This window comes from Candidatus Accumulibacter necessarius (assembly GCF_036625085.1).
This window is the reverse complement of sequence record NZ_JAZKUM010000004.1, coordinates 513548-538280: the sequence shown is the minus strand read 5'-3', so window position 1 is coordinate 538280 and position 24733 is coordinate 513548. Positions and strand designations below refer to the sequence as shown.

General features: G+C 63.1%; 19 protein-coding genes and 5 pseudogenes. 11 read left to right on the top strand and 13 right to left on the bottom strand.

Features of this window, described 5'->3' with window-relative positions:
* Positions 1-16: 16 nt before the first annotated feature.
* From purE to V5B44_RS13695, 4 genes are all read right to left on the bottom strand, one after another.
* Positions 17-514: a 5-(carboxyamino)imidazole ribonucleotide mutase gene (gene purE / locus V5B44_RS13710; RefSeq protein WP_332359565.1), complete on the bottom strand. Its 498-nt coding sequence runs from the start codon at positions 512-514 to the stop codon at positions 17-19.
* Positions 514-1368, bottom strand: coding sequence for a bifunctional methylenetetrahydrofolate dehydrogenase/methenyltetrahydrofolate cyclohydrolase FolD (gene folD, locus V5B44_RS13705; protein ID WP_332359564.1), 855 nt, complete (start codon positions 1366-1368; stop codon positions 514-516). The genes purE and folD overlap by 1 nt, the downstream gene beginning before the upstream one ends.
* 370 nt (positions 1369-1738) lie before the next feature.
* A protein-coding gene (locus V5B44_RS13700; protein ID WP_332359563.1) for an IS3 family transposase occupies positions 1739-2916 on the bottom strand; the annotation gives its coding sequence in 2 pieces (ribosomal slippage) (positions 1739-2667 and positions 2667-2916; 1179 coding nt in all).
* Between the two features lie 1269 nt (positions 2917-4185).
* Positions 4186-4371, bottom strand: coding sequence for a hypothetical protein (locus V5B44_RS13695; RefSeq protein WP_332359562.1), 186 nt, complete (start codon positions 4369-4371; stop codon positions 4186-4188).
* Positions 4372-4884: 513 nt separating this feature from the next.
* Here V5B44_RS13695 and V5B44_RS13690 point away from each other — a divergent pair.
* Positions 4885-5196 (top strand): hypothetical protein, encoded by a 312-nt coding sequence (locus V5B44_RS13690; protein ID WP_332359561.1) that lies wholly within the window; start codon positions 4885-4887, stop codon positions 5194-5196.
* A 387-nt stretch (positions 5197-5583) separates the two neighbouring features.
* Positions 5584-6045 (top strand): annotated as a pseudogene (locus V5B44_RS13685) (IS110 family transposase); the annotation flags it as partial.
* A 38-nt stretch (positions 6046-6083) separates the two neighbouring features.
* Here V5B44_RS13685 and tnpC read toward each other — a convergent pair.
* The 3 genes from tnpC to tnpA form a co-directional block, all read right to left on the bottom strand.
* A complete protein-coding gene (tnpC, locus tag V5B44_RS13680) occupies positions 6084-7652 on the bottom strand; it encodes an IS66 family transposase (RefSeq protein ID WP_434735447.1) in 1569 nt (522 codons plus the stop codon).
* A gap of 80 nt (positions 7653-7732) precedes the next feature.
* The gene (tnpB, locus tag V5B44_RS13675; RefSeq protein ID WP_332359560.1) at positions 7733-8086 is read right to left on the bottom strand and encodes an IS66 family insertion sequence element accessory protein TnpB; all 354 of its coding nucleotides are present in this window, start codon (positions 8084-8086) and stop codon (positions 7733-7735) included.
* Positions 8083-8403: an IS66 family insertion sequence element accessory protein TnpA gene (gene tnpA / locus V5B44_RS13670; protein ID WP_332359559.1), complete on the bottom strand. Its 321-nt coding sequence runs from the start codon at positions 8401-8403 to the stop codon at positions 8083-8085. The genes tnpB and tnpA overlap by 4 nt, the downstream gene beginning before the upstream one ends.
* Positions 8404-8467: 64 nt before the next feature.
* On the opposite strand from tnpA, the pseudogene V5B44_RS13665 reads away from it, so the two are divergent.
* The 3 genes and pseudogenes from V5B44_RS13665 to V5B44_RS13655 form a co-directional block, all read left to right on the top strand.
* A pseudogene (locus V5B44_RS13665) lies at positions 8468-9349 on the top strand (transposase); the annotation flags it as partial.
* A gap of 40 nt (positions 9350-9389) precedes the next feature.
* The gene (locus V5B44_RS13660) at positions 9390-9644 is read left to right on the top strand and encodes a FitA-like ribbon-helix-helix domain-containing protein (RefSeq protein ID WP_332359558.1); all 255 of its coding nucleotides are present in this window, start codon (positions 9390-9392) and stop codon (positions 9642-9644) included.
* Positions 9641-9808, top strand: a pseudogene (locus tag V5B44_RS13655) (PIN domain-containing protein); the annotation flags it as partial. The gene V5B44_RS13660 and the pseudogene V5B44_RS13655, both read left to right, overlap by 4 nt.
* Before the next feature lie 80 nt (positions 9809-9888).
* On the opposite strand, the pseudogene V5B44_RS13650 reads toward V5B44_RS13655, so the two are convergent.
* The 4 genes and pseudogenes from V5B44_RS13650 to V5B44_RS13635 all read right to left on the bottom strand — a co-directional run.
* A pseudogene (locus tag V5B44_RS13650) lies at positions 9889-10341 on the bottom strand (AAA family ATPase); the annotation flags it as partial.
* Between the two features lie 79 nt (positions 10342-10420).
* Positions 10421-11056 carry an indolepyruvate oxidoreductase subunit beta gene (locus V5B44_RS13645; RefSeq protein ID WP_332359557.1) on the bottom strand — a complete coding sequence of 212 codons (636 nt, stop codon included), beginning with the start codon at positions 11054-11056 and terminating at the stop codon, positions 10421-10423.
* Between the two features lie 84 nt (positions 11057-11140).
* Positions 11141-13044 (bottom strand): annotated as a pseudogene (locus tag V5B44_RS13640) (thiamine pyrophosphate-dependent enzyme).
* Between the two features lie 223 nt (positions 13045-13267).
* Positions 13268-14398: an ISAs1 family transposase gene (locus tag V5B44_RS13635; RefSeq protein ID WP_332359556.1), complete on the bottom strand. Its 1131-nt coding sequence runs from the start codon at positions 14396-14398 to the stop codon at positions 13268-13270.
* 287 nt (positions 14399-14685) lie between these two features.
* Between V5B44_RS13635 and V5B44_RS13630 the strand changes: the two genes are divergently transcribed.
* The 6 genes from V5B44_RS13630 to V5B44_RS13605 all read left to right on the top strand — a co-directional run bounded on the left by V5B44_RS13630 (position 14686) and on the right by V5B44_RS13605 (position 22545).
* Positions 14686-15456 (top strand): lytic transglycosylase domain-containing protein, encoded by a 771-nt coding sequence (locus tag V5B44_RS13630; RefSeq protein ID WP_332359555.1) that lies wholly within the window; start codon positions 14686-14688, stop codon positions 15454-15456.
* A 280-nt stretch (positions 15457-15736) separates the two neighbouring features.
* The gene (gene aceE, locus V5B44_RS13625) at positions 15737-18430 is read left to right on the top strand and encodes a pyruvate dehydrogenase (acetyl-transferring), homodimeric type (protein ID WP_332359554.1); all 2694 of its coding nucleotides are present in this window, start codon (positions 15737-15739) and stop codon (positions 18428-18430) included.
* A gap of 12 nt (positions 18431-18442) precedes the next feature.
* A complete protein-coding gene (gene aceF / locus V5B44_RS13620; protein ID WP_332359553.1) occupies positions 18443-19771 on the top strand; it encodes a dihydrolipoyllysine-residue acetyltransferase in 1329 nt (442 codons plus the stop codon).
* Between the two features lie 13 nt (positions 19772-19784).
* Positions 19785-21527, top strand: a complete 1743-nt coding sequence (gene lpdA / locus V5B44_RS13615; RefSeq protein ID WP_332359552.1) for a dihydrolipoyl dehydrogenase — start codon at positions 19785-19787, stop codon at positions 21525-21527.
* Positions 21528-21623: 96 nt separating this feature from the next.
* Positions 21624-21809, top strand: coding sequence for a hypothetical protein (locus tag V5B44_RS13610; RefSeq protein ID WP_332359551.1), 186 nt, complete (start codon positions 21624-21626; stop codon positions 21807-21809).
* Positions 21810-21888: 79 nt separating this feature from the next.
* Positions 21889-22545 (top strand): hypothetical protein, encoded by a 657-nt coding sequence (locus V5B44_RS13605; protein WP_332359550.1) that lies wholly within the window; start codon positions 21889-21891, stop codon positions 22543-22545.
* 540 nt (positions 22546-23085) lie between these two features.
* Here the strand turns inward: V5B44_RS13605 and V5B44_RS13600 are convergent.
* Entirely contained in the window at positions 23086-23943 is an 858-nt protein-coding gene (locus V5B44_RS13600) for an NAD-dependent protein deacetylase (RefSeq protein ID WP_332359549.1), read from the bottom strand.
* Between the two features lie 121 nt (positions 23944-24064).
* Complete coding sequence (paaY, locus tag V5B44_RS13595) at positions 24065-24691, bottom strand: phenylacetic acid degradation protein PaaY (protein WP_332359548.1); 627 nt, start codon at positions 24689-24691, stop codon at positions 24065-24067.
* Positions 24692-24733: the final 42 nt, after the last annotated feature.

Genomic DNA, 24733 nt, shown 5'->3' with positions numbered 1-24733 from the left:
GTTGACGGAAACCCGGTCACACCTCCGGCAGCTTCATGGCCATCACCTTCTCCGACTGTGCCCGGCGAAAGTCGTCGAGACGCCGGGCGAGTGCGGCATCGCCGGTGGCCAGCAGGGCGACGGCAAACAGAGCCGCGTTGGCCGCCCCGGCCTCGCCGATGGCGAAAGTGGCCACCGGAATTCCCTTCGGCATCTGCACGATCGACAGCAGCGAATCCTGGCCGGACAGCGCCTTCGACTGGACGGGTACGCCCAGGACCGGAACAATGGTCTTGGCGGCGAGCATTCCCGGCAGATGCGCCGCGCCGCCGGCTCCGGCGATGATCGCTTTCAGGCCCCGCTGGGCCGCTGCTGCCGCGTATTCGAAAAGCAGGTCGGGGGTGCGATGCGCCGACACGACACGCGCCTCGAAGGGCACGCCGAATTCCTTGAGCATGACCGCCGCCGCCTGCATCGTCGGCCAGTCGGAATCGGAACCCATTACCACACCGACCAGCGGCTGCTGCTGCGGCATCAGCGGGCCTCTCTTTCAGCCGCTTCGAGGGTGTTGGCGAGCAGCATGGTGATGGTCATCGGCCCGACGCCGCCGGGTACCGGCGTGATCGCCGAGGCGACTTCGCTGACCGCTGCAAAATCGACGTCGCCGCAGAGCTTGCCATCGGGCAGGCGGTTGATGCCGACGTCAATGACCACGGCGCCCGGCTTGACCATCTCGGCGGTGACGAAGCGCGCCTTGCCGAGCGCGGCGACGAGGATGTCGGCACGGCTCGTGTGGAAGGCCAGGTCGCGGGTCTGCGAATGGCAGATGGTGACTGTCGCGCTGGCCTGCATCAGCAGCATCGCCATCGGCTTGCCAACGATGTTCGAGCGCCCGAGGATCACCGCTTCCTTGCCTCTGAGGTCGATGCCGGCGTCCGCCAGGAACTTCATGACGCCGTAAGGCGTACAGGGGATGAAGCGCGGGTGGCCCTGCATCAGGGCACCCACGTTCTCGGCATGGAAACCATCGACATCCTTTTCCGGGGCAATCGCCTTGAGGACCGCATCGCTGTCGAAGTGTTTCGGCAGCGGCAACTGAACCAGGACGCCATGTATCTTGGGGTCGGCATTGAGTTCGGCGATCCGGTCGAAGACGAGTTGCGGCTCCACATCCGCGGTGTAGCTGATCTTCTCGGAGTAGAAACCGGCCTGCGCACAGGCGTTCACCTTGTTGCGCACATAGACCTGCGAAGCCGGGTCTTGGCCGACCAGAATCACGGCCAGGCCGGGGCGGGTGCCGCGGCTGGCCAGCAGCCCTTCGGCACGGGTCTTGAAGTCGGCGCGCAGCTTTTGCGCCAGCGCGTTGCCATCGAGGATTCTTGCCGTCATCTTGGATCTTCCTGGAGTGCCTGGAGGGCGAGTGGGAAACAGGCAAGGCGTGTCGCCCGGGCTGCCCATCAATCAGCAGAAGGCCAGCATTCTAGCGCAAATCGGATAGCCGGATCAGGCACACTGCTGCCCGGGCCAAGCGCGCCGCATGCGGTGTGCTCCCCGTTGACGGAACGGCGCCTGCATCGGGAGACCTCGCAGGCGCCGTTCGGGGTCTGGATCGCCTCGGCAGCATGGCGCACCCGCCGGGGTTGGACTACCCGTCGCTGCGCATCCTGCGCATTTCCCCGGCGGCATTGGCGGCAGGGATCGAGACCAGTCAGGTGGAAAGTGAGGTTCCCTCGGTTTTTCGTCTGCCAAAGGGTGGATTTCATGCTACCAGTTTTTCCTGATGCTGTTTTCTGATCCCACTCTTCAAGAACTGAGCTGGCGATCTGTAGCCAAGAGTCGAATGCTGCCGCTTTCTGTTGTAGGAAACCTCGATGTATTCAAAGGTGACAGCCTTGATCTCAGCGTGCGTAGCATACCGAAAGCCATGCACCCGCTCGTTCTTGAAGCTGTTGAACCAACTCTCCGTCGGCGCGTTATCCCAGCAGTTCCCTGTCCGACTCATCGAGCAAGTCATGCCATACGCCTTGAGCTTGTCCTGAAAGGCATGGCTGGCATACTGGCTACCCCGGTCGGAGTGGTGCATCAACCCCGTTGCAGGGCGCTTCCTGAACCAGGCCATGGTCAGCGCATCGGTCACGATGTCAGTCGTCATGCGCGGCTTCAGCGACCAGCCAACAACTTCGCGATTGAACAGATCAAGCACGATGGCCAGGTAGAGCCAGCCTTCGTCGGTCCACAAGTAGGTGATGTCGGACGTCCAGACCTGATTCGGCGCCCTTGGTGTGAAGTTTCTGGCCAGCAGATTTTCCGCCACCGGCAAGCCGTGTTTCGAGTCCGTCGTCACCTTGTAGCGCCGCTTGTGGCGTGCATGGATGCCGTTGTCGCGCATCAGCCGTTCGACCCGTTCCTTGCTCGCCGAGAAGCCTCTGGCGCGAAGTTCCCGAACCATGCGCGGGCTGCCGTAGGCCCCTTTGAGTTCGGCATGAATGGCCCGGATGAGCGCCAGCATCTGGCTGTCAGTCAGTCGCTTTCGATCCGGCGCACCACCACGCTTCCAGGCCCGATAACCGCTGATGCTTACGCCGAGCACCTCGCACATTTCGGCCAGCGCAAACCGCGTGCCCTGTTCGGCAATCCAGGCGTACTTCACAGAACATCCCTTGCGAAGTACGCCGTCGCTTTTCTTAGTATTTCGTTCTCCCGCTTCAGCCGGAGATTCTCAGCACGCAGCCTTGAAAGCTCCATTTCCTCCGGCGTCACGATTCTGCCGCCCGCACCGTTGAGCTTGCCTTCCGCTGCCGCCTTGACCCAGTTGCGAACGGTCTGGTCGCTCAGCCCGAGTTCCCTGCAAACTGTACCAACACTTTGCCCTTCCTTGACGCGCTTGACCGCCAGTTCCTTGAACTCGGTCGTGTATGCCTGCTTCGGTATCTTCATTTCTTGCCTTCCAAAAGTGACCTCAATTTTAAGTCACCCTTGGCAGACGAAATTTCGGGGGAAGCTCAATAAGCAGACCTTCCACGGACTCGCTCACCGGCTCCGCATGGCAGAGTCGGGTGAGACACCGAGTCGTAACACCTTCCTACTCGTTCTAGCGCGCTACAGGCGTACGTAACCCACGATTCAGCGTCGAACGCCCACGCGGTTAGCTCCCCCGTTCCGATTGGTTGCACTAGCGCCTGCCGCGCCAACATTCCCAGCAGCTCCGGGTTGGTTGATACCAGGGTCCCGCACGCCCACGCCGGGTGCGCCTACGCCAACGCCGGGTGCAACCCCCACGCCCGGAGCGCCGACACCGGGGGTTGCTACTGGGCGCGCAACACATCCTTTGGGTACGCCAACGGTCTTGCAATAAACAACGGCACTCGCCGGCATGGCAGCGAAACCAAGGCCAAAAGCCAGCACTGAAGTTGCAAATAAATGGTTCATCATTCACTCCCGCACACCAATATAAACGCCAAAAGCGGCACTTCAAGATACGAACTTCAGCTTACACCTACTCCGCCCCAATGACTGGTTCGGGCAGATGTTTTTAGCGTCCGTTCATGGCCGGTCAAGGCAGAGCGCACTTCAACTTGCTCGCCGCAAACCGGTCATCCGGCGAAATCCAGAGATAGGAATTTCAACAACATCTCGAATGGCTGGTCATGGCCGGTTGCTGACCGACGCCATCCTACGCCCACTGACCGCTTTTGGGAGCGTAGCGGTCGGCCAAGCGAGAGAATTGACCAGCCCGGCCGAATGGCCGCTTTCGTCGGGTCGCCCGAGGTCAACGTTAGCTGTTGAGAAGAATCTCCACCGTCTGCTTCTGGCTAGCTATCGGCTGTTGCAGATGGATCCTGGGCATCCGGCACCGCGCCGGCTCTTCTTTGGTGCGGAGGATTCGGATTGAGGAAATTTGCTTACGATCCGCTTACCGGGACGACAGGCAACGAAAAAGGACTCCGTCAAGTGTAACTGCCCAAAACCCCCGGGCATGACCGTTTACTGAATCCGGGGTGCCTGCTTGCAGGCGGGGCTGAACACAGCCCGCCAAGCGTGATTCAATCGGCAGGCATGAGCACGGAGAGCTTTCGGGAACTTGCCGGTATCCCCGAAATCCCCGCCAACCAGAGGATGCTGGCGGCCGTGCGGCTGCTGAACACTCTGCCATTGGCAGCACGAGCAGATTCAGGCGCTGCGCGATGAGCTGGCGCGGTCGGGGGGTCAGAAGGCGAAGCCGGTGATCAAGCCATCGGCGCTGAAAGGCGAGCGCACCGGGAAGAAGCAGGCAAGGTGGGTGGTGAGTGCGGGAAACTGACGATGATCCCGAAGGATGGCTGTGATTCTTGTACGGCTTGCGGGGTGGAGTTGCGGGTAGTTGACCGCCGGGAGCAGGAACGCGCGCCGCACTCGTGCTCCCCGCGCCACCAAAGCCCAGGGCGTCGCTCGGGATTTGTGTTCAGTAGGCGATCCTGACGGCTTGGATATTCGCCTGGTTGGTGCGGTGTCAGTGGCGGTCAGAAAGCGCCGATAGCTGGCTGCGAAGCGTAGGGGAGGCTGCCGGCGAGGGATAGTCCAAATTGAGACGAATCGGGGTTTTCGGGTCGGCGGGGCCACCCGATGTTGCGGCAGGGCGACTGAAGACACGCACCCCTGCCGCGCACCGACCATCGGGGAAGTATGCCTCTGATCGGCCAAGGGGGCCACGCGGGGATGACAAGGCGGTTCGCGATGCGGTAGAAGGGGCACGCCAAGAAGAACGATTACGACACCCTGCCGGATCGTCCGTTCGGAAACGGATCTCGAATTCTGGCTGGCGGCGGTGCGCAGCGCCGACCTGCCGGCCCGCCCGCCATCGGGCTGGCTCAAGGCCATCCGGCAAGCGCTGGGCATGACGGCAACCCATCTCGCCCGCCGTCTGGGGTGACCACCTCGACGCTCACCCGGCTGGAGATCTCGGAAACCGACGACACCATCAGCCTGGCGACCCTGCGTCGTGCAGCCGAGGCCCTCGGCTGCGAATTGCACTATGCCTGGGTGCCCCGACAGCCGTTGACGACAACGCTGGAGGAACGCACCAGCCGCCTGGCGCAGCAGCAGATGGCCGCCATCAGCCGCATGGCGCTGGAAGCTCAGTCCACCTCGCGCGAACATCTCGAGGCGCAGACCCGAGCACTCGCCAATAGCCTGCTCAAGGGCTCGCGCCGCGCCCTGTGGAAAGAGCGGGGGCAGTAGCCGCTGTGCCCGTCCATCTCGATATGTCGGAGGAGGTCGCCGTCCGTCTGCATCAGTAGTGAACACCTGCATACGTTTGAGTAAACTGCATGCATCGAATGCATTCTTGTGAGTCTCCCAACCCCGCCCGCGGGCCAGGCGTTCGCGAAGAAACAGGGTTTGTGTCGCCCACTTGCGCTCCATGGTAGTTGCCCCACATGGTTAGCGGCAGCAGCGATATGACCGACCTACCATTGGTGTGAGCTCAAGCGAGCCCGTTTGTGAGCATGGTCTGGGAATCGTCGGCGACAGTGGTGAGCGCAGCGATGGGCATCCCGTTTAGGAGATCGAGTCGAATTTCGACGTTTCCCCTGGTGCTGCCATTCATTAACCATCGTGGAGCACATCATGGCCATGCGCAGGCGAGATGAAGAGGTAGTGTTTCCCCACGCGGCGGGGATTGACGTCGGGGCTTCAAGCCACTGGGTGGCCGTACCCCGAGACGCGACGGAAGACCCGGTACGCGAGTTTGGCCCAATGACCGACGACCTGAACGCCATGGCCGACTGGTTGGTCGCGAGTGGTGTAGACACGGTGGCACTTGAGTCCACCGGCGTGTACTGGATCCCGGTGTTTGAGGTGCTCGAACAGCGCGGTCTGAAGGTCTGGCTGGTGGACGCTCGGCAGATGAAGTACGTTCCTGGGCGTAAAAGCGACATACAGGATTGCCAGTGGCTGCAAAAGCTGATGAGCCTGGGGTTCCTGCGCGCGGCCTGGCGCCCTGAAGGCGATGTGTGCGTCGTGCGCGCGGTGGCCCGCCAGCGCGAAATCCTACTCGCCGAGCAGGCCAGTTGGGTTCAGCGTATGCAGAGTAAGCGTTCAGCGCACCCACCCCTGTGCGCACACGATCACGCTGGTTTTTTGAGAGGCAACAGCTCGTCGATGCGGCGGTTCGGCCAGGAGGGGAGTTTCTCCAGGGTATCGGTAAGCCAGGCCATGGGCTCGATGCCGTTCACACGCGCAGTTTCGAGCAGCGATTGAATTGCCGCGGCACGTTGCCCGGCAGCCTCGGAACCCGCGAACAGCCAGTTCTTTTTCCCGATGGCGATCGGACGAATGGCATTCTCGACCGGGTTGTTGTCGATCGGGTAGAAACCGTTGGTAGCGTAGCGGGCCAAGGCCGGCCAGCGCCGTAAGCTGTAGTCGATCGCCTTGGCCAGGGCACCGCCGTCGGCCACCGATCTGCGGGTGTTCTGGAGCCATAGGTGCAGGGCTTCGAGCAGCGGCTGGCTGGTTTCCTTTCGTCGTCGGGCCCGTTCCTCGACCGTCCTTCCCTTCGCCGCGTCCTCGATGGCATACAACTCGCCGATACGGCGCAGGGCCTCCGCTGCAATGGGACTCCCATTCGCCTGATGGAGGTCGAAGAACTTCCGCCGGGCATGAGCCAGACAGGCGAGTTCGATCACCTCGCCGCGAAACAGGGCCTGGTAGCCGGCGAATTCATCGACCATCAGCGCGCCTTGCCAGTCCCGGAGGAACTCCACCACATACTTCCCACCCCGCCCGGGCTGGTAGTCGAAGACGACGATCGGCGGGTCGCTTGCCAAGGTATTGCTGCGATAAGCCCAGAGATAGGCCCGCTTGGTCTTTCCATTGCCCGGATCGAGTTGCTGCACCGGGGTTTCATCGGCATGCAGCACCGTGCCCTGGCGGAGCAGTTCGGCGAGGCGCAGCCAGAGCGGTTCCAAGGCGACGCCGGTACGGCCGACCCAGTCGGCCAGCGTCGAACGCGACAGGGTCACCCCCGAGCGAGCGGCCTGCCGTTCGAGACGATAAAGTGGCAGGTGATCGGCGTACTTGCTGACCATCACCCAGGCCAGCAAGGCCGGTGCCGCCAAACCGCCGTCGATGACCGAAGCGATGGCCGGTGCGGCGATGAGGGTCTCGCAGGGCCGGCAGGCGTACTTGGGGTAGATGTGGCGCTCGACGAAGAACTCGGCAGGGACGATGCTGAGCTTCTCGGTCACGTCCTCGCCGATCCGCACCAGCGCCTGACCACATTGCCCACAGGTGCAGGTTTCGGGCTCGTGCAGGTGCTCGACACGCGGCAGTTGCTCGGGCAAGGGCTGACGGCCGGCGCGGTCGCGTTTGGGTTTCTCGGGGGGCGGGAGATGCGGCCCCATCTCGGCCGCCTGGCGCTGTTCGGCCAGGCGGGCTTCGCAGGCGGCCAGGTCGGCAGCGAGGGTTTCGTCGAAGAGGTCCCGTGCGCCGGCGGCCAGGGACTCGCTCTTGACGCCGAATTTCATCCGCCGCAAATAGGCCAGTTCGAGGGTCAGCTTCTCGATCTTGGCATCGCGCCAGTGAATCTCCGTGGCGCTGGTCTTGACCTGTTCGAGCAGCCCACCGACGCGCTTCTCAGCCCAGAAAACCAGTTCCGGCGAGGGCGAGAAAGGGGCAAGTTCGCTCGCTAAATCCATGACGAATTATACCAGAAAGATGCTCGGCAAGACGTCGAAGTCACGGATTTTGCGTGCTTTTATGACAAGACGGCGCATGCCTAGACCTGCCAGTGGGCGGGTGCTGGCGCGTCACGGCATTGCCAGTCTACGCCGGCAGTCAGCCAACGCCATTGCGCTGCAGTGAGGGCGAAAACCGCGTCGCTGGCGCCCGGCCAGGTGAAGTAGCCGCGGTGCAGCCGGCGTTGCGACAGCCAGACGCCCGTGCCGTCCCAGACCAGCAGCTTGAGCCGGCTGCGCCGCCGGTTAGTGAAGGCGTAGGCGGTGCCGTCACAGGGGCTGCGCCCAAGACTGGCCTGGATGCGCGCCGACAGGCCATCAATGCCCAGGCGCATGTCCACCGCTTCGACGGCCAGCCAGATGCGCTCCGGCGCCGCCCCGAGCGGCGCGTTCATGTGCGCTCTCCCCACAGGGCCGTCAACCACCCGGCCGGTGGCAGCGCGGCAAAGTCGAGTCGCCAGCCCTGCGGGCTATGGAGCGACAGGCTCGGCGTAGCAGCCGCGGCACTGGGAACCCTCACTGCCGGGACCAGGGTCAGCAGGCCTCTCGCTCCGCTCGGCCCTGGACCCTTCGCCAGGCGCCGGTGCCAGTAACTGAGCGAATGGCTTCTCAGTCCGTGCTGCTCACAGTACGCCTTCTGGCTGCCGCCGCTCGCCCGCCAGGCGTCCACATGCCCTCGCCAGTGCGCTTCCAGTTCCCCTGCCTGGTCCATCTCGTCCTCCTGTCGAAAACCTGGAGGTTGCTCTACATCTCGGGGGTTTTACAGGTGGGTGGGCTGGACGCTTACTATGCAGAAGTCGCTCGTGCAGATGAACATCCAACTCACCGAGGTGCTCACCGACGTCATGGGTACGACCGGCCAGGCGATCATCCGCGCCATCGTGGCTGGCGAACGCGATCCCAAGGCGCTGGCCAAGCACCGCAACCGCCGCGTCAAGGCCAGCGCTGAGGAGATTGCCAAGGCGCTGACCGGCAACTGGCGTGACGAGCACCTGTTCGTGCTCTGCCAGGCGCTGGCCATGTACGACGACATCGCCCGGCACCTGACCGAGTGTGACTCGAAGCTGCAGGCACTGCTGCGCGCTCTCGGTCAGTGCAACGTCGATCTTGGGAAGGCCCCTCGCACGGGCAGCAAGCTGCGCGAGCAATTCGACGCCCGCCAGATACTCGCCAACTGGGCTGGCGTGGATCTCACGCGCATCAATGGGCTGGGCTTGACTGCGGTCATGAAGATCCTCTCTGAGCTAGGTCCCGACCTCAGTCGCTTCGCCACCGTCAAGCACTTCTGCTCGTGGCTTGGACTGTGCCCTGGTACCAAGATCAGCGGTGGCAAGGTCCTCTGCGCCAAAACCAAGCACTCGGCCAACCGGGTACGCCAGGCGCTGAAAATGGCGGCGATGAGCCTGTCACACAGCGACTCCGCGCTCGGCGCATTCTATCGCCGCCTGTGCAGCCGCATGGACAAGCCCCGCGCCAACACCGCCGCGGCGCACAAGCTCGCACGCATGGTGTATTTCATGCTGACCCGCGGCGAAGACTTCGTTGACCAGGGACAGCAGCGCTACGAAGAACAGCAGCGCCAGCGGAGCATCGCCGCCCTCAAGCGTCGCGCCGCCGCCCTGGGCTTCGACATCAATCCGACGCCCGCGCCAGCATGAAAACAATCTGAACTCGTTCTGTTTCTTAGGAGGTGCTGCTATGGCAACGCTGACAGTCCGCAATTTGCCTGACGATGTACACCGCGCATTGAGGGTGCGGGCTGCTCAACATGGGCATAGCACTGAGGCCGAGGTCCGCGAGATTCTGGCGATCGCGGTCAAGCCAGAGACGCGCGTTCGCCTGGGCGAAGCCCTCGCGGCATTGGGCCGCAAGATCGGCCTCACGAACGAGGATTTCGAGGTCTTCAACCAAGAGCGAGACAAGACGCCGGCCGAGCCGCTGAGGTTTGAATGATCGTTCTCGATACCAATGTCGTTGCCGAGGCGATGCAACCAGAGCCGCATCCGGCCGTGCGGGGCTGGTTGAATGATCAAGTCGCCGAAACGCTGTATCTGTCCAGCGTGACGCTGGCAGAGCTGTTGTTTGGCATCGGGGCGCTTGCAGCCGGCAAGCGCAAGGTCGGAACGCGCTCGCTTCCTTCCATTGCAGCCGGTGCGCCTTTTCCGGTGCCCGTGCCCTGCTCGAACCCTTCCGTTCCCGACCAGGCATAGCCCTGCCCATTGGTAAGTTCGAGAAAGGAATACGGTTGGCCGTAGGCTTGTCCCTTGCGACGTTGCCGGAGTCTCTCATAGAACACTTGGGCGCGTCCCCGCGCATCACAGGCGATCTGCAGCGAGTAGCTGATCGGTCTTGCGATGGGCGTCTCTTTGTAGCGAACTTCAAACTTGACGGCCTCAGCGGAACCCTGTGTTCGCATGCGTTCAAAACCGCCGCGGTGCGGCTTGTCACACGCGGCTTCCGCTCCCTCAGCGAGGCAATCACCGAGAAACCCCAAGGCGTCGCGCAGACTCGACTTGCCGGACCCATTCGCGCCAATGACGGTAACCAGTCTCGGAAGAGCGTCCTGCTCCCGTTCATAGAGCGTCTTCCCCAGCGTGACATTCTGCAATGCCCGGTAGTTCTGAATCTGTATGCCTTCGAGAATTGCCATTCACCTCGTCTCCAGCGCGCGTATCGAGTCCGTCCCGGTATCGCATTCTTCGCCGACAACGGTGCGAGTCTAGCGCAAATCAGGCAGCCGCGGCCTCGGCCTTGGCCGCCTCTTCGGCGGCTGCCCGACCGGCGGCGAAGGCCCGCCGGTTGAGTTCGACGAGCTCCGCTTTCTTGCTGGCAAAGCGCTTGAGGATGCAGCGCTCGAGCACTTCCGCCGGGAACGGCAGGTGGTCCGAGATCGCCCCCAGCATGACCGTATTGCCGAGACGGATGTCGCCGAGTTCCTGGGCAATCATCGAGGCGTCGAAGGCGACGACGTGCGTCCCGGCCGCGCGCATTTCGGCTACCGGATCGTTCGGGTAATCGTAGAGGCCAAGCTCGACGATCGGCGGCACCAGGCGGCCGGTGTTCATCAGGACGAGGCCCTCGGGACGCAGCATGTGGCGCCAGCGCATCGCCTCGGCGGCTTCGAAACCCAGCAGCACGTCGGCCGAACCGGGGGTGATCTGCGGCGACAACACTTTCGGGCCGAAGCGCAGGTGCGAGGAAACGACGCCACCGCGCTGGGCCATGCCGGCGACTTCGGTCTTCTTCACGTCGTGGCCGAGGGCGATCGCCGCCTCGGCGAGGATCTCGGTCGCGGTCATCACACCCTGGCCACCGGTGCCGACGACGAGAATGTTGGTGGTGTCAAACTTGCCTGTTTCAGACATCAGATCGGAACCTCTCAGCTTCGGTGGGAGGGCGATGCCCCAGGTGTCTGCCGGGCTCGCCCATCCCGTATCGTGGCCTGCGCGCTACGCGCCTGGCGTCAACTCGGCGGTCTTCCTGACGACCCTGATCGGCATTGCCAGGGTATCGACATGGACGATCGCATCCGGCGCACAGGGCTTCAGGCACAGACCGCAGCCGGTACAGGCCGCGCTCTCGATGCGCACGAAGGCGAGATCGACTTCGCGGCCACTGGCTTTCGTGACCCGGTCGCGGCGGGTGACGTGGATCGCCGGGCAGCCGACATCAATGCAGTTGCCGCAGCCGGTGCACTTGTCTTCGATCACCGTGTACGGCTTCAGCGCATGGTAATCCTTGATCAGGACGCAGGGCTGGCTGGTGATGATCACCGATGGTTCGGGGATCTTGGTCTCTTCACGCAGCGTCTTGAGCAGCACCGGCAGTTCGTAGGCGTTGACCACGTGCACGCGTTCGTCGCGCACGCCGAGCGCCCTGACCAGATTGGCGAAGTCGACCCGTGGCGCTTCCTGGCCGTGGATGTCGCGGCCGCTGCCGGGATTGTCCTGACCGCCCGTCATGCCGACGGCCCGGTTGTCGAGCAGGAGGACAGTGACGTTGCCGCGGTTGTAGACGATGTCCAGCAAACCCTGCATGCCCATGTGCAGGAAGGTCGAGTCACCGATCACGGCGACGATCTTCCTGTCCTTCTCGGCATCGCTGCGCCCCTTGTCGAGGCCCAGCGCCATGCCCATCGAGGCGCCCATCGAGATGCACGCGTCGAGCGCGTTCCATGGCTGGCCGAAGCCGAGCGTGTAGCAGCCGATGTCGCCCGAGATGGTGACATTGCGCAGCTGCGAGAGGGTGTAGTAGACGCCCAGATGCGGGCAGGCGACGCACATCGTCGGCGGGCGGGGAAAGACCGGCATCGGTGCCGTCTTCGCCTGTTCGGCCAGCACTTCGCCAAGCAGATGGGCGATCGCCGGCTTGAGAACCTGCGGCGACAGTTCGCCGGACAGGGGCAGAATGTCCTTGCCGGTGACGTTGAAGCCCTGCGCCTTGAGCTCGGTCTCGATCAGCGGCTCGACCTCTTCAACCACCACCAGTTGCTCGCACTGCTCGGCGAACCGGCGCAGGCTGGCGAAGGGCAGGGGAAAGGAGAGTCCGAGCTTGAATACCGGCGCGTCGGGGAAACTCTCGCGGACATGCATGTAGGCTGGGCCGGAGGTGACGAAACCGACCCGGCGGTCGCTGCCCGGTTCAACGACGTTGAGGTCGGAAATCTCCGCTTCGGCGCGTAGCCGGCGTTCGCGCTCGAACATCAGCGGCAGACGTCGACCGGCGGCGCTCGGAACCATCACCCAGCGGCCGACGTCCTTGGTGAAGCCGGCGACGGGGCGTTCGTGACGTTCACCGACGGTCACCAGACCCTTGACGTGACAGATGCGCGTGGTCAGGCGCAGGATCACCGGTACCTCGAAGCGCTCGGAGAGCTCGAAGGCGGCCAGCGTGAAGTCATGGCTTCCTGTGAATCCGCCGGTTCGAGCAAAGGGACATGGGCGAAACGACCCCAGTACCGCGAATCCTGCTCGTTCTGTGACGAGGAGAGGCCAACGTCGTCGGCGATCGCGATCACCAGGCCGCCGGCAACGCCGGTCAGGGTCATGGTCATCAGCGCGTCGGACGCGACATTCATGCCGACATGCTTCATGGCACAGAAACTGCGCGAACCCGCCATCGCCGCGCCAAAGGCCACCTCGAGAGAGACCTTCTCGTTTACCGACCACTCGGTGTACATGGCCGGATAGGCCGCCACGCACTCGAGAATTTCGGTCGAGGGCGTCCCGGGATAGGCGGCTGCCACCCGGACCCCCGCCTCCCATACGGCGCGCGCCACGGCCTCGTTGCCGGACATCAGAAGCCGGCTCGGTGCGGCTACCGGCGGGGTTGATATCGCTGCTTCTGCGGACATTGCTTCTCCTGCAAGAAAAAAAAGCTGCGGACAAAGGCGAGACCTTAGCGGCTCAGGGGGATCGGGACGTTGACGCAGGTCAACTTGCCAGGGATGGGGTGGTCGAGCCCGATTTCGCTCAGCGCAGTCCGCGCCTGCGCTGCCGCAGCGGTCCAGCCAGGGTCACCCGGCATCGGGGAAGCGGGCGTGGCGAGGCTTGGATTGCAGGGCAATTGCATGAATCTTATACAAGACCGAGCAGTTCCGCGCGGAAGGTATCGGAGGTAGCGGCGATGAGGCGCTGAACCTTGAGACCGCCCTTGCGCTTGACCGGGGAGAGGCGGATGAGGTTCAAGACGAATTGGCGCACGACGGCGAGGTTGTGAGCGGCATGATCGGTACGGGCCCGCATCTGGTCGTCGCCAAAGACCACGTCCATGCACCAATGCAGACTGTTCTCGACACGCCAGTGCTGGCGGACGCTCTGATTCATGCGCTGAGCGTCAGGTGGCAAGCTACTGAGATACACGCGCCGTTCAGTCGAAGTCGCTTTCCCCCTGATGGTCCGTTCGCTGGTGATCACCGCAAACGATTTCAGGTCTGGCCAGCGCTCGGGGGCGTGCAGACAGTCCAGCTGGTTGAAGACGTAGCAGCGACGCACTTCGATCCGGCCATGATCCTTCTTGATGACTTCGTGGAACTGGTGGGGCGTCTTGGCTGGTGCCGCCACGAAAGCGCCGAAGAAGTCGTCGATCGATTCGGCCAGCCTGGGCTGATTGTCCTTGACGGCCAGGAGGTAGTCCGCGCCGCGGTCACGAATGGCCTGCGCAATGTTGGGCTGGGTGCCCATCGCATCGATGGTGACGATGCTGCCTTGCAGTGCCAAGGTCGCCAGCAGTTCAGGGATGGCGGTCTTCTCGTTCGACTTCTTGGCGGTCGCGCGCTGCCCGAGCACCACACCCGCTTGGGCCGCAAAGGCGCTGACCAGGTGAAGGGGTGTGGCGCCCACCTTTCCCGACCGACGACTGGTCTTGCCGTCGATGGCCACCACGTCGCCGTTTGCCAGCACGGGCAACACCTGGCCCACCCAGCGCACGAAGGCCGCCCCGAATTCGTCGGGATCAATCGCCGCAAAGACCCGGCCAAAGGTGTCGTGCGAGGGGATGCCCTGTTCGAGTTTCAGATACTCCCGCAACCACTCCAGCTTCTCTTTCGCCCAAGCCTCGATTTCGACAAAGGTGTCGGCCCCTGACAGGACCGCACTGACTGCAACCACCAGCAACTCGATCAGGTCGTGCTCGACCTTCGTACTCTGCCTCGGATCGCGCACGCCCACCCAGACGTCGACCAACCGGAACTTGCTTTCTGCCCTCATGGAAAACCCCAAAAAGACAGAAAACTACACAAATCAGGGGGCTGTGAACAGCCCCTTTGTAACTCGTTGAGCGTAAACGATTATTTCGGAGGGTTCACGACGATGGCATTCATGCGATTGCCCTGCTTGGATTGAGAGTCACGGCGTTCTGCCCCCCGTGGCGTGGTAAGATTGGGGTTGTCTGGAAGTCGATGCCGAGGCGAGCGTGCCCGCAAAAAGAGAAGCGGCGGCCCGCCGGGCGCCGATCCAGGAGCATGGCAACGGACCGAAATGGAAGTGGATAGCTGATGAAAGTTCTCAATGTGATCCTGATGTTTGCTTTGGGCCTCGTCTCCGCGAGCGCCTGCGCCAACATCTATGGCTATATTGACGAGCAGGGGGCGGCGCATTTCGCGACCGAGAAGATCGATGCGCGCTATCAGCTGTTCCTGCGCGGCAAACAGTTCGATTCGTCTGAAGTCACGTCAATCGGTCCGGTAAAGCCCGAACTGGCACGCTATCTGTCCCAACATCCAAACCTGAAGAAGTTTGAGCCCTTGCTGAAAGTCGCCAGCGATGAGTTCTCGGTGGAGCCCGCCTTGCTCAAGGCAGTCATGGCGGCAGAATCGGGTTTCAACCCCGGCGCGATTTCACCCAAGGGGGCCATTGGCCTGATGCAGGTGATGCCAGCCACTGCCGAGCGCTATGGCTTGCAGGGCGACAGGAACAAAAGCATAGAACAGAAACTGGCCGACCCGGAAACCAATATCCGCCTGGGCGCACGTTATCTGCGCGACCTGTCCCGAAGGTTTCCCAATCAGCAGGACCTGGTGCTGGCTTCGTACAATGCTGGCGAAGGCGCGGTGCAACAATACAAGAACCAGATTCCGCCTTACCCGGAAACGCGCAACTACGTCCAGCTGGTCACGCAGTTCTACCAGCTCTATCAGGGCGGTACAGTGACCGGGAAATACCAGGCGAAGGTGTTCACTCGTTCTGGACCCACTGCCAAACGACTGTACATGACTCTGCCGGGGCGTCGCAGCATGCCGGTTTCGCCAGTCGCCTATAACGATTGAGCCCGGTTGACGACGCTCGCCGCGTCAACCTTCCCGTCCCCCGCCACTCAACTTCCGTGCAATTTGGCTGTCCATGCCAGTGTGCCCGCGCGTTCGGGTAACGTCGATTGGTGACGCAAATTGCAGCATGCGAAAGTCTATCCTACAATCCGGCGCTCTCTCCGTTGCTGCGCTGCGGTACCACGCGATGCGGCAAGGTATTACCCTGTTCGCTGCCGTCAAGCCCGGCGTGCGGCAAACCAACATTCACTTCACGATTCTGTAGATCAGGAGACAAATCATGGCAGCTCTGCCCGAAAACGCGCTGTCGGCCAGCATCAGCGATGCGGACCCGCAAGAAACCCAGGAATGGCAGGACGCGCTGAGCGGCGTAATCGAGAAGGAAGGCGCCGAGCGGGCTCATTTCCTGATCGAAGGCCTGATTGACCAGGCGCGCCAGCAGGGAATCGACATCCCTTACAGCGCCACCACCGAATACGTCAACACCATTCCGGTCGATCGGCAGCCCAAGTATCCGGGCAATGCCGACATGGAAATCAGGATTCACAACTACATCCGCTGGAACGCCATGGCGATGGTTGTGCGGGCAAACAAGGACAGCAACGTCGGTGGCCATATCGCTTCTTTCGCCTCGGCGGCAGCCCTTTACGATGTCGGTTTCTCATGGTTCTGGCATGCGCCCTCGGAGCAGCACGGTGGCGACCTGATCTTCTTCCAGGGACATTCGGTCCCTGGCGTCTATGCGCGCGCGCATCTGCTCGGGCGGCTGACCGACGAACAGATGGACTGTTTCCGGCAGGAAGTCGATGGCAAGGGTGTCTCGTCGTATCCGCATCCCTGGCTGATGCCTGATTTCTGGCAGTTCCCGACGGTCTCGATGGGTCTGGGCCCCATCCAGGCGATCTATCAGGCGCGCTTCATGAAATACCTCGACAGCCGGGGTTTCATTCAGGCCGGCGACCGGAAGGTCTGGGCCTTCCTTGGCGACGGCGAGACCGACGAGGTGGAATCGCTCGGTGCCATCGGCATGGCGGCACGCGAGAAGCTCGACAACCTGATCTTCGTCATCAACTGCAACCTGCAGCGGCTCGACGGCCCGGTGCGCGGCAACGGCAAGATCATTCAGGAACTTGAAGGCACCTTCCGTGGCGCCGGCTGGAATGTCATCAAACTGATCTGGGGTACCCAGTGGGACACGCTCTTGCTGCGTGACAAGAAGGGTATCCTGAAGCAGCGGATGATGGAGGCGGTCGATGGCGAGTACCAGACCTTCAAGGCCAAGGACGGCGCCTACGTCCGCGAGCACTTTTTCAACACCCCCGAGCTCAGGGAACTCGTGGCTGACTGGACCGACGACCAGGTCTGGGCGCTCAACCGCGGGGGTCACGACATCTTCAAGATCTTCAGCGCCTACAAGAGCGCCGTCGAGCACCGGGGCCAGCCAACGCTGATTCTGGCCAAGACGATCAAGGGCTTCGGCATGGGCCAGGCCGGCGAGGCGATGAACATCTCGCACCAGCAGAAGAAGCTTGATTACGACGCCATCAAGCGCTTCCGTGACCGTTTCAGCCTGCCCGTGGCAGACGACCAGATCAAGGAGCTGCCCTACCTGAAGTTCGCCGAAGGCTCGCCCGAGCTGACCTACATGCGGCAGCGGCGGATGGACCTTGGCGGCTACCTGCCGAAGCGCCGACGTTTGGCGGCGCCGCTCGAAATCCCCGAGCTGGCGGCCTTCGACACCCTGCTCAAGGCCTCGGGCGAGGGGCGGGAGGTGTCAACGACGATGGCCATCGTGCGCTTGCTCAACATTCTGCTCAAGGACAAGCGAATCGGTCGCCACGTCGTCCCGATCGTTCCCGACGAATCACGCACTTTTGGCATGGAAGGTCTGTTCCGACAGATCGGCATCTGGAACCAGGAAGGCCAGAAATACGTTCCCGAGGACCATGATCAGCTGATGTTCTACAAAGAATCGAAGGACGGTCAGGTCCTGCAGGAGGGAATCAACGAAGCCGGCGCGATGAGCGACTGGATCGCCGCGGCCACGGCGTACTCGGTCCATGGCGTACAGATGATTCCGTTCTATATCTGCTATTCGATGTTCGGCTTCCAGCGCACCATGGACCTCTGCTGGGCAGCTGCCGACCAGCGCGCGCGCGGCTTCCTGGTCGGCGGTACGGCCGGCCGCACGACGCTGAACGGCGAAGGCCTGCAGCACGAAGACGGCCATTCGCTGGTCCTCTCCAGCCTGATTCCGAACTGCCTCAGCTATGACCCGACCTTCTCGTTCGAGATCGCGGTCATCATGCGTGAAGGCTTGCGCCGGATGTACCAGGAGCAGGAAGACATCTTCTACTACATCACCGTGATGAACGAGAACTACGAGCATCCGGAAATGCCCGCCGGCGCCGAAGCCGACATCCTGAAGGGCATGTACCTGCTGCGCCGAGGCCAGTCGTCGGACACCAATCCGGCCGCTCCGCGCGTCCAGCTGCTCGGTTCGGGAACGATCTTCCGCGAAGTCATTGCGGCCGCCGAGCTGCTCAAGAACGACTGGAGCGTCGATGCCGACCTCTGGGGCTGCCCGAGCTTCACCGAACTGGCGCGCAACGGCAACGACGTGCAGCGCTGGAACATGCTCAACCCGATGGCGAGGCCACGGGTGTCACACGTCGAGGCCTGTCTCGGCGACACCCGCGGCCCGATCGTCGCTGCCACCGATTACGTCCGCCTGTTCGCCGATCAGATCCGTCCCTTCATCAACCGTCGTTACGTCACCCTGGGTACCGACGGCTTTGGCCGTTCGGACACGCGCGAAAGGCTGCGGCATTTCTTCGAGGTCGATCGCCGCTGGGTCACCGTCGCTGCGCTGAAGGCACTGGCCGACGACGGCACCATCGAGCGCAGCAAGGTCGCCGAGGCCATTGCCCGCTACGGTCTTGACGCGAACAAACCCAACCCGACGACGGTTTAAGGGAGCCCTCAGATGAGTCAACTGATCGAAGTAAAAGTCCCCGACATTGGCGACTACCACGACGTGCCGGTGATCGACATCTGCGTCATCGTCGGTGACGTCGTCAAGGTCGATGACGCCCTGGTGACCCTCGAATCCGACAAGGCAACGATGGATGTGCCATCGTCGGCGGCTGGCGTGGTGAAGGAAATCCGCGTCGCCCTTGGCGAAAAGATTTCCGAAGGCGCGGTCGTCGTCGTTCTCGAAGCATCCGAGGCCGCGGTCGCCGCGATACCGGTCGCGGCACCGGCTGCCGCATCGGCGGCGAGCGCAGCAAGCGCGCCTGTCGCGGCAGCACCTGTCGCCGTCGCACCTGCCCCTGCCGTTGCGCCGCCCGCCGCTCCGGTGGCCGTCTCGCCACCGGTCGCCGGCCTGGCACCGGGCGCCCAGACGCATGCCAGCCCGTCGGTGCGCCTTCTGGCGCGCGAGCTGGGCGTCGACCTCAACCGTGTCGCGGCCAGCGGACCGAAAGGCCGCATTCTCAAGGAAGACATCACCGCCTACGTCAAGGGCGTGCTGACGGCGCCTCCGGCGGCAGCGGCCGCGGCAGCGCCATCGCTTGGTGGTGGCCTCGACCTCCTGCCCTGGCCGAAGGTCGACTTCGCCAAGTTCGGTGCCGTCGAAGTCAAACCGCTGGCGCGGATCAAGAAGATTTCGGCCCAGAACCTGGCGCGCAACTGGGTAATGATCCCGGGAGTCACCTATCACGAGGACGCCGACATCACCGATCTCGAGGCCTTCCGGGTGGCGATCAACCGCGAGAACGAGAAATCGGGCCTCAAGATCACCATGCTGGCTTTCCTGATCAAGGCCTGCACCCTGGCGCTGAAGAAGTTTCCCGAGTTCAACAGCTCGCTCGACGGCGACAACCTGGTGCTCAAGCAGTACTTCCACATCGCCTTCGCCGCCGACACGCCGAACGGGCTGGTCGTACCGGTGATCAAGAATGCCGATCAGAAATCGGTCAGCCAGCTCGCCGGCGAAAGCGGCGAACTGGCCACGAAAGCGCGCGACGGCAAGCTGACGCCAGGCGAGATGTCGGGTGCCTGCTTCACCATCTCCAGCCTGGGCGGTATCGGGGGAACCAGTTTCTCGCCGATCATCAATGCGCCGGAGGTCGCCATCCTGGGGGTCAACCGTTCGGTCATGAAGCCGGTGTGGAACGGCAGGGAGTTCGTGCCGAGACTGACCCTGCCGATGTCGCTGACCGCCGACCACCGCGTCATCGACGGTGCGCTGGCGACCCGATTCAACGTCTATCTTGCGCAACTGCTTGCCGACATGCGGCGCGTGCTGCTCTGATCGGGAGAAAATCATGAGCCAGATCATTGAAGCAACAGTGCCCGACATCGGTGACTATCACGATATTCCGGTGATCGACCTCTGCGTGGCAGTGGGCGACACGGTCAAGGTCGACGATGCGCTGGTGACCCTCGAGTCCGACAAGGCGACGATGGACGTACCGAGCAGCATCGCCGGCGTCGTCAGGGAAGTGAAGGTCAAGCTTGGCGACAGGGTGTCCGCCGGCTCGGTCGTGGCGCTGATCGAAGCCGCCGGCACAGTCGACGAAGCCTCGCCGGCGGCCAGTGTCACGGCGCCGCCAGTGGCTGTCGCGGCGACAGCCCCGCAGGCCGCGGCAGCGATCGCGGCCAGCGCCGATATCGAATGCGAGGTGCTGGTCCTCGGTGCCGGCCCGGGCGGCTATTCGGCGGCGTTTCGCAGCGCTGATCTCGGCATGAAGACCGTCCTCGTCGAACGTTACCCGACGCTCGGTGGCGTCTGTCTCAACGTCGGCTGCATCCCGTCGAAGGCGCTGCTGCACATTGCTGTCGTGATGGACGAAGCGCAGCACATGGGCGATTGCGGCGTCAGCTTCGGTGCCCCGAGCATTGACCTCGAGAAACTGCGCATGCACAAGGACAAGGTCGTTGGCAAGCTGACCGGCGGTCTCGCCGGCATGGCCAAGGGGCGCAAGGTTGAAGTCGTGCAGGGCGTTGGCCAGTTCGTCGACCCGCATCACCTCGAAGTCGCGCTGACCGACGGCGGCAGCAAGCTGATCAGGTTCCAGAAGGCGATCATCGCCGCCGGCTCGCAACCGATCGCGCTGCCCTTCATGCCCGACGACCCGCGCGTCGTCGACTCGACCGGCGCCCTCGAACTGCGCCAGATCCCGCAGCGCATGCTGGTCGTCGGTGGCGGCATCATCGGCCTCGAAATGGCCAGTGTTTACTCGGCGCTCGGCTCGCGCATCACGGTCGTCGAGCTCGGGTCGGTACTGATGCCCGGCGCCGACCGTGATCTGGTCAAGGTCTGGGAGAAGCGAAACGCCCATCGCTTCGACCGCATCCTGCTAAATACCGGCGTCGTCGCCGGCGTGGCCAAGCCCGAAGGCATCGAGGTCACCTACAGCAACGACGAGAAGGAAAGCTTCGACCTCGTGCTGGTCGCCGTCGGCCGCTCGCCGAACGGCGGCAAGCTGGCAGCCGAAAAGGCGGGCGTCGTGGTCAGCGAGCGTGGCTTCATCCCCGTCGACAGCCAGTTGCGTACCAACGTGCCGCACATCTTTGCCATCGGCGACATCGTCGGCCAGCCGATGCTGGCGCACAAGGGGGTGCACGAAGCGCACGTCGCCGCCGAAGCCGCGCACGGCGGCAAGCGCTGCTTCGACGCCCTGCAGATCCCCTCGGTTGCCTACACCGATCCGGAAATTGCCTGGGCCGGCAAGACCGAGGAGCAATGCCGGGCGGAAGGCATCACCTATGGCAAGAGCGTCTTCCCCTGGGCCGCATCGGGTCGGGCTCTTGCCAACGGCCGCGAGGAGGGCTTCACCAAGCTGATCTTCGATGAAGCCACGCACCGCATCATCGGCGGCAGCATCGTCGGCACCGACGCCGGCGATCTCATCGGCGAAGTCTGCCTGGCGATCGAAATGGGCTGCGACGCGACTGACATCGGCCACACCATCCACCCGCATCCGACGCTCGGCGAGTCGGTGGGAATGGCCGCGGAGGTCTATGAGGGAGTGTGTACCGATCTGCCGGCGGTGAAGAAAAGGTAGGCGCGACGAGTCTCGACCGTTCAGTGACGCCGCCACACGTGAAGTGTGGCGGCGTCCTCTTGCTGCGGGCTTACAGGACTTGATCCCGGACGTGCCATGACCCCGGACGAGCGCGGCAAGACCAGCCTCGCGGAGAATATGCGCCATCTCAACCGCAACATCCGTGTGGTCTTCGATCATCAAGGAATGACCAAAACCCGAGAGGGCACACCGCTCGTCTTGTTTGCCGACAGACAACCAACTTGCCATACCGTCGGTATGCGCGACATTGACAAGGCTTGAAGGGCATAACTATACTCACCGCGGAGCGGCTGGACTCACTATCCTTCACGAGGTTCTCTGCTCGGGATACCAGGTCTGATTGGGTCTGGCGTTCACATCCATCGTCGATAATTCTGTAGAGGAGAATCCTGTGACCCATTTCCCGAAACTGCTGGCGACGACCAGCCTGGTCTTCGTAGCCTCGATTTGCCAGGCGGGCGAACCTTCCTGTAACGCGGCGGGTACTTTCCCGGCGCAGGTGGAAGGTGTGATCAACAACAACGCCGTAGGCTTCGGGGATGGCGGCTTCTTCGGGCCACTCCCGCTAACATCCGGAGTGGCACAGCTGAAGGTTTCCGCCAGGAGGCATGGCGGTACTTACAAGCTCACGTGTGCTCTGTCGGGTACTCCAAACATCGCATCTTCCGCTGAAGATCATGTTTATGATCATCGAATCGTCTGCGATGACTATGAGCAGTCGGAGATGTCTTTCAACACCCGGTTTGTTGGGGATGATCCTTTGGATCCCAAGCTGCAACGAAGACTGTGTCGGGGCCAGTTGCTGAGCTTTTTTGTGGAGGAGTCCTCGCCTGATCCAGGCGAACCCACCAAAGGTCTCTTTTCCGGTGTGACTGAGGGATTGATATCGGTGGTCGGTTGCACCAACGCTGGCTCAGATTATCCGCTGGCTTTCCCCTACGGCGACCTCCAAATCAATATGAGGGTGGAAGGCTACGTCTGTTTGCCGGCGAACTGAGGGGCCGAAGGTAGTGTCTCGGACCATGGAAGGGTAGATGGGGAGCCTGTCATTATAGCTTTACCCGGTGTGGTCATGGGGAAAAGCACTGGTAAGGGCGGCGGCAATGAGAAACCCTCCCGGCGAGGGTTCAGGGTCAGCGACCCGAGGAACTTTGCGGCGGGTGATGCTGTAGGCCAGGCTCAGACGCTGCTCGGCAGCTAGCAGCGTCTGTGGTTTCCCAGCACGCCCCATAGCCGTTCCACAGGTGGTACTTGCCGTGGTACCACGGGCACGGGTAGTTCGGCCACTTCAGCTGTCGCATGCCGCCGCCGCACTTCGTGCAGCGGCGGTGTGTTTTTTTGGTTCTTCGCTTTGGGCTGCGGTGCCCCGCGGTGATGTCTGCAAGGCGTCACGCGCTCGTTCTGACCGAACGCTCACCGGCTCCCGGGAGCCAAATCGCACGCTCGCCAAAGCTGATGGGAGAGCCTGTTCTTGCTCCGGCGTCGTTGCATCGGCTGCCCTCGTGTTTCTCCGGTGGCGCCGAAGACCGCGCGCGCTTCATGTCCTGCCCAGCAGGCGCTCGAGAACTTCACCGCAGTCGGCTTCGACCTTGAGGTCGAGGAGGTGATCGGCTCGCGTCACGCCCTGATTGATCGCGGCCACGAGCAGGCCGCGCTGGCGTGCATGGTCGACGAGGCGGAAGCCCGAGTAAACCATCAGTGACGAGCCAACCACCAGCAATGCCCGTGCCGCATCGATCGATTGCTTCGCTGCAGCGACACGCTCCCTGGGCACGCTGTCGCCGAAGAAGACGACATCCGGCTTGAGCGTCCCGTTGCAGGATGGGCAGCCGGGGATCCGGAAATCGGCGGCGGCCGCATCGGGCAACTGGGCGTCGCCGTCCGGCGCCGGGCGCGTGGCGCCGGCCGTGAACTCGGGGTTGGCGGCCGCCAGCCAGTGCTGGACCGATGCGCGCGGAAAACGCTCGCCGCAGGCGAGGCAGAGCACCCGATCGATGCCGCCATGCAGTTCGATCACCGAACGACTGCCCGCCTTCTGATGCAGGCCATCGACATTCTGCGTGACGACCGCCGAGACGATCCCCCTCTCTTCCATTCGGGTCAGCGCCCGATGCCCCGCTGCCGGGCTGGCCAGGGCCATGCTTGCCCAACCAGCGAAACTGCGCGCCCAATAACGCTGGCGTACGGCTTCCGAACGCAGGAAATCCTGATGCTGGATCGGCTGCGAATGCTGCCACTGGCCATGACGGTCCCGATACGCCGGAATGCCGCTCGCCGTGCTCAAGCCGGCACCGGAAAGGAGGGCGACCGGGCCCCGCTCCAGCAGAGTGGAGAGCCGCTCGATGCCTTGCTCGATTTGTCGTGGGATGGGAGAGATTGGCCTGGTCTCGGGCATGCGGGTTCCAATCCGGGAGGGTCCGGGAAACGGCGGGAGCCGCCTGGGATCGTCGCCATGTGCCATCCGGAGCAGATCGCCAATCCGGGGACAGCGGGACGAAAGAGGCTTTCGCCTCGCGCTACCCGCTATTCTCCGACAGCTTCCTGAGTTCGATCAACGGCAGCACGCCCGGCAGGTCAAAGCGCTTCCGGTCGGGCTCGACCGCCGTCAGCGCTTCGGCTTCGACCAGTGTCGCCAGCGAGCGTCGGGTGAGATCCTGGTAGGTGCGGGTTCCCGCAAACTTCCAGGCGAGTTCCTGATCGCTGAGCGGGCGCAGTACCCTGGCCGGGACACCGGCAACCAGCGACCGCGCCGGGATTTCCATCCCGGCCTTGACAAAGGCGCAAGCGGCGACCATCGACGATTCACCGAGCACGGCGTTATCCATGATCACCGCGTTCATGCCGACCAGCGCATTGCGTCCGATGTGGCAGCCGTGCAGCACGGCACCGTGGCCGATGTGGCCGTCCTGCTCGATGACCGTGTCGGTGCCGGGAAAGCCGTGCATGACGCAGGTGTCCTGCACATTGACCCCCTGTTCGAGGATCAGGCGACCGAAATCGCCGCGCAGGCTGGCGCAGGGGCCGACATAGCAGCCTGCGCCGACGATCACGTCGCCGATCAGAACCGCTGATGGATGGACGTAAGCGCTCGGGTCAATGACCGGGACAATGCCGTCGATGGCGAAAACACGGGGTCTGTTCATCTGGATACTCCTGCGGAAGGGCGCGCCGGGGCGCAAGGGGGC

Coding starts and splice junctions, on each gene's coding strand:
- purE (WP_332359565.1), bottom strand. CDS start 514: ATGCCGCAGCAGCAGCCGCTGGTCGGTGTGGTAATGGGTTCCGATTCC.
- folD (WP_332359564.1), bottom strand. CDS start 1,368: ATGACGGCAAGAATCCTCGATGGCAACGCGCTGGCGCAAAAGCTGCGC.
- tnpC (WP_434735447.1), bottom strand. CDS start 7,652: ATGGATTTAGCGAGCGAACTTGCCCCTTTCTCGCCCTCGCCGGAACTG.
- tnpB (WP_332359560.1), bottom strand. CDS start 8,086: ATGAACGCGCCGCTCGGGGCGGCGCCGGAGCGCATCTGGCTGGCCGTC.
- tnpA (WP_332359559.1), bottom strand. CDS start 8,403: ATGGACCAGGCAGGGGAACTGGAAGCGCACTGGCGAGGGCATGTGGAC.
- V5B44_RS13660 (WP_332359558.1), top strand. CDS start 9,390: ATGGCAACGCTGACAGTCCGCAATTTGCCTGACGATGTACACCGCGCA.
- V5B44_RS13645 (WP_332359557.1), bottom strand. CDS start 11,056: ATGTCTGAAACAGGCAAGTTTGACACCACCAACATTCTCGTCGTCGGC.
- V5B44_RS13635 (WP_332359556.1), bottom strand. CDS start 14,398: ATGAGGGCAGAAAGCAAGTTCCGGTTGGTCGACGTCTGGGTGGGCGTG.
- V5B44_RS13630 (WP_332359555.1), top strand. CDS start 14,686: ATGAAAGTTCTCAATGTGATCCTGATGTTTGCTTTGGGCCTCGTCTCC.
- aceE (WP_332359554.1), top strand. CDS start 15,737: ATGGCAGCTCTGCCCGAAAACGCGCTGTCGGCCAGCATCAGCGATGCG.
- aceF (WP_332359553.1), top strand. CDS start 18,443: ATGAGTCAACTGATCGAAGTAAAAGTCCCCGACATTGGCGACTACCAC.
- lpdA (WP_332359552.1), top strand. CDS start 19,785: ATGAGCCAGATCATTGAAGCAACAGTGCCCGACATCGGTGACTATCAC.
- V5B44_RS13610 (WP_332359551.1), top strand. CDS start 21,624: ATGACCCCGGACGAGCGCGGCAAGACCAGCCTCGCGGAGAATATGCGC.
- V5B44_RS13600 (WP_332359549.1), bottom strand. CDS start 23,943: ATGCCCGAGACCAGGCCAATCTCTCCCATCCCACGACAAATCGAGCAA.
- paaY (WP_332359548.1), bottom strand. CDS start 24,691: ATGAACAGACCCCGTGTTTTCGCCATCGACGGCATTGTCCCGGTCATT.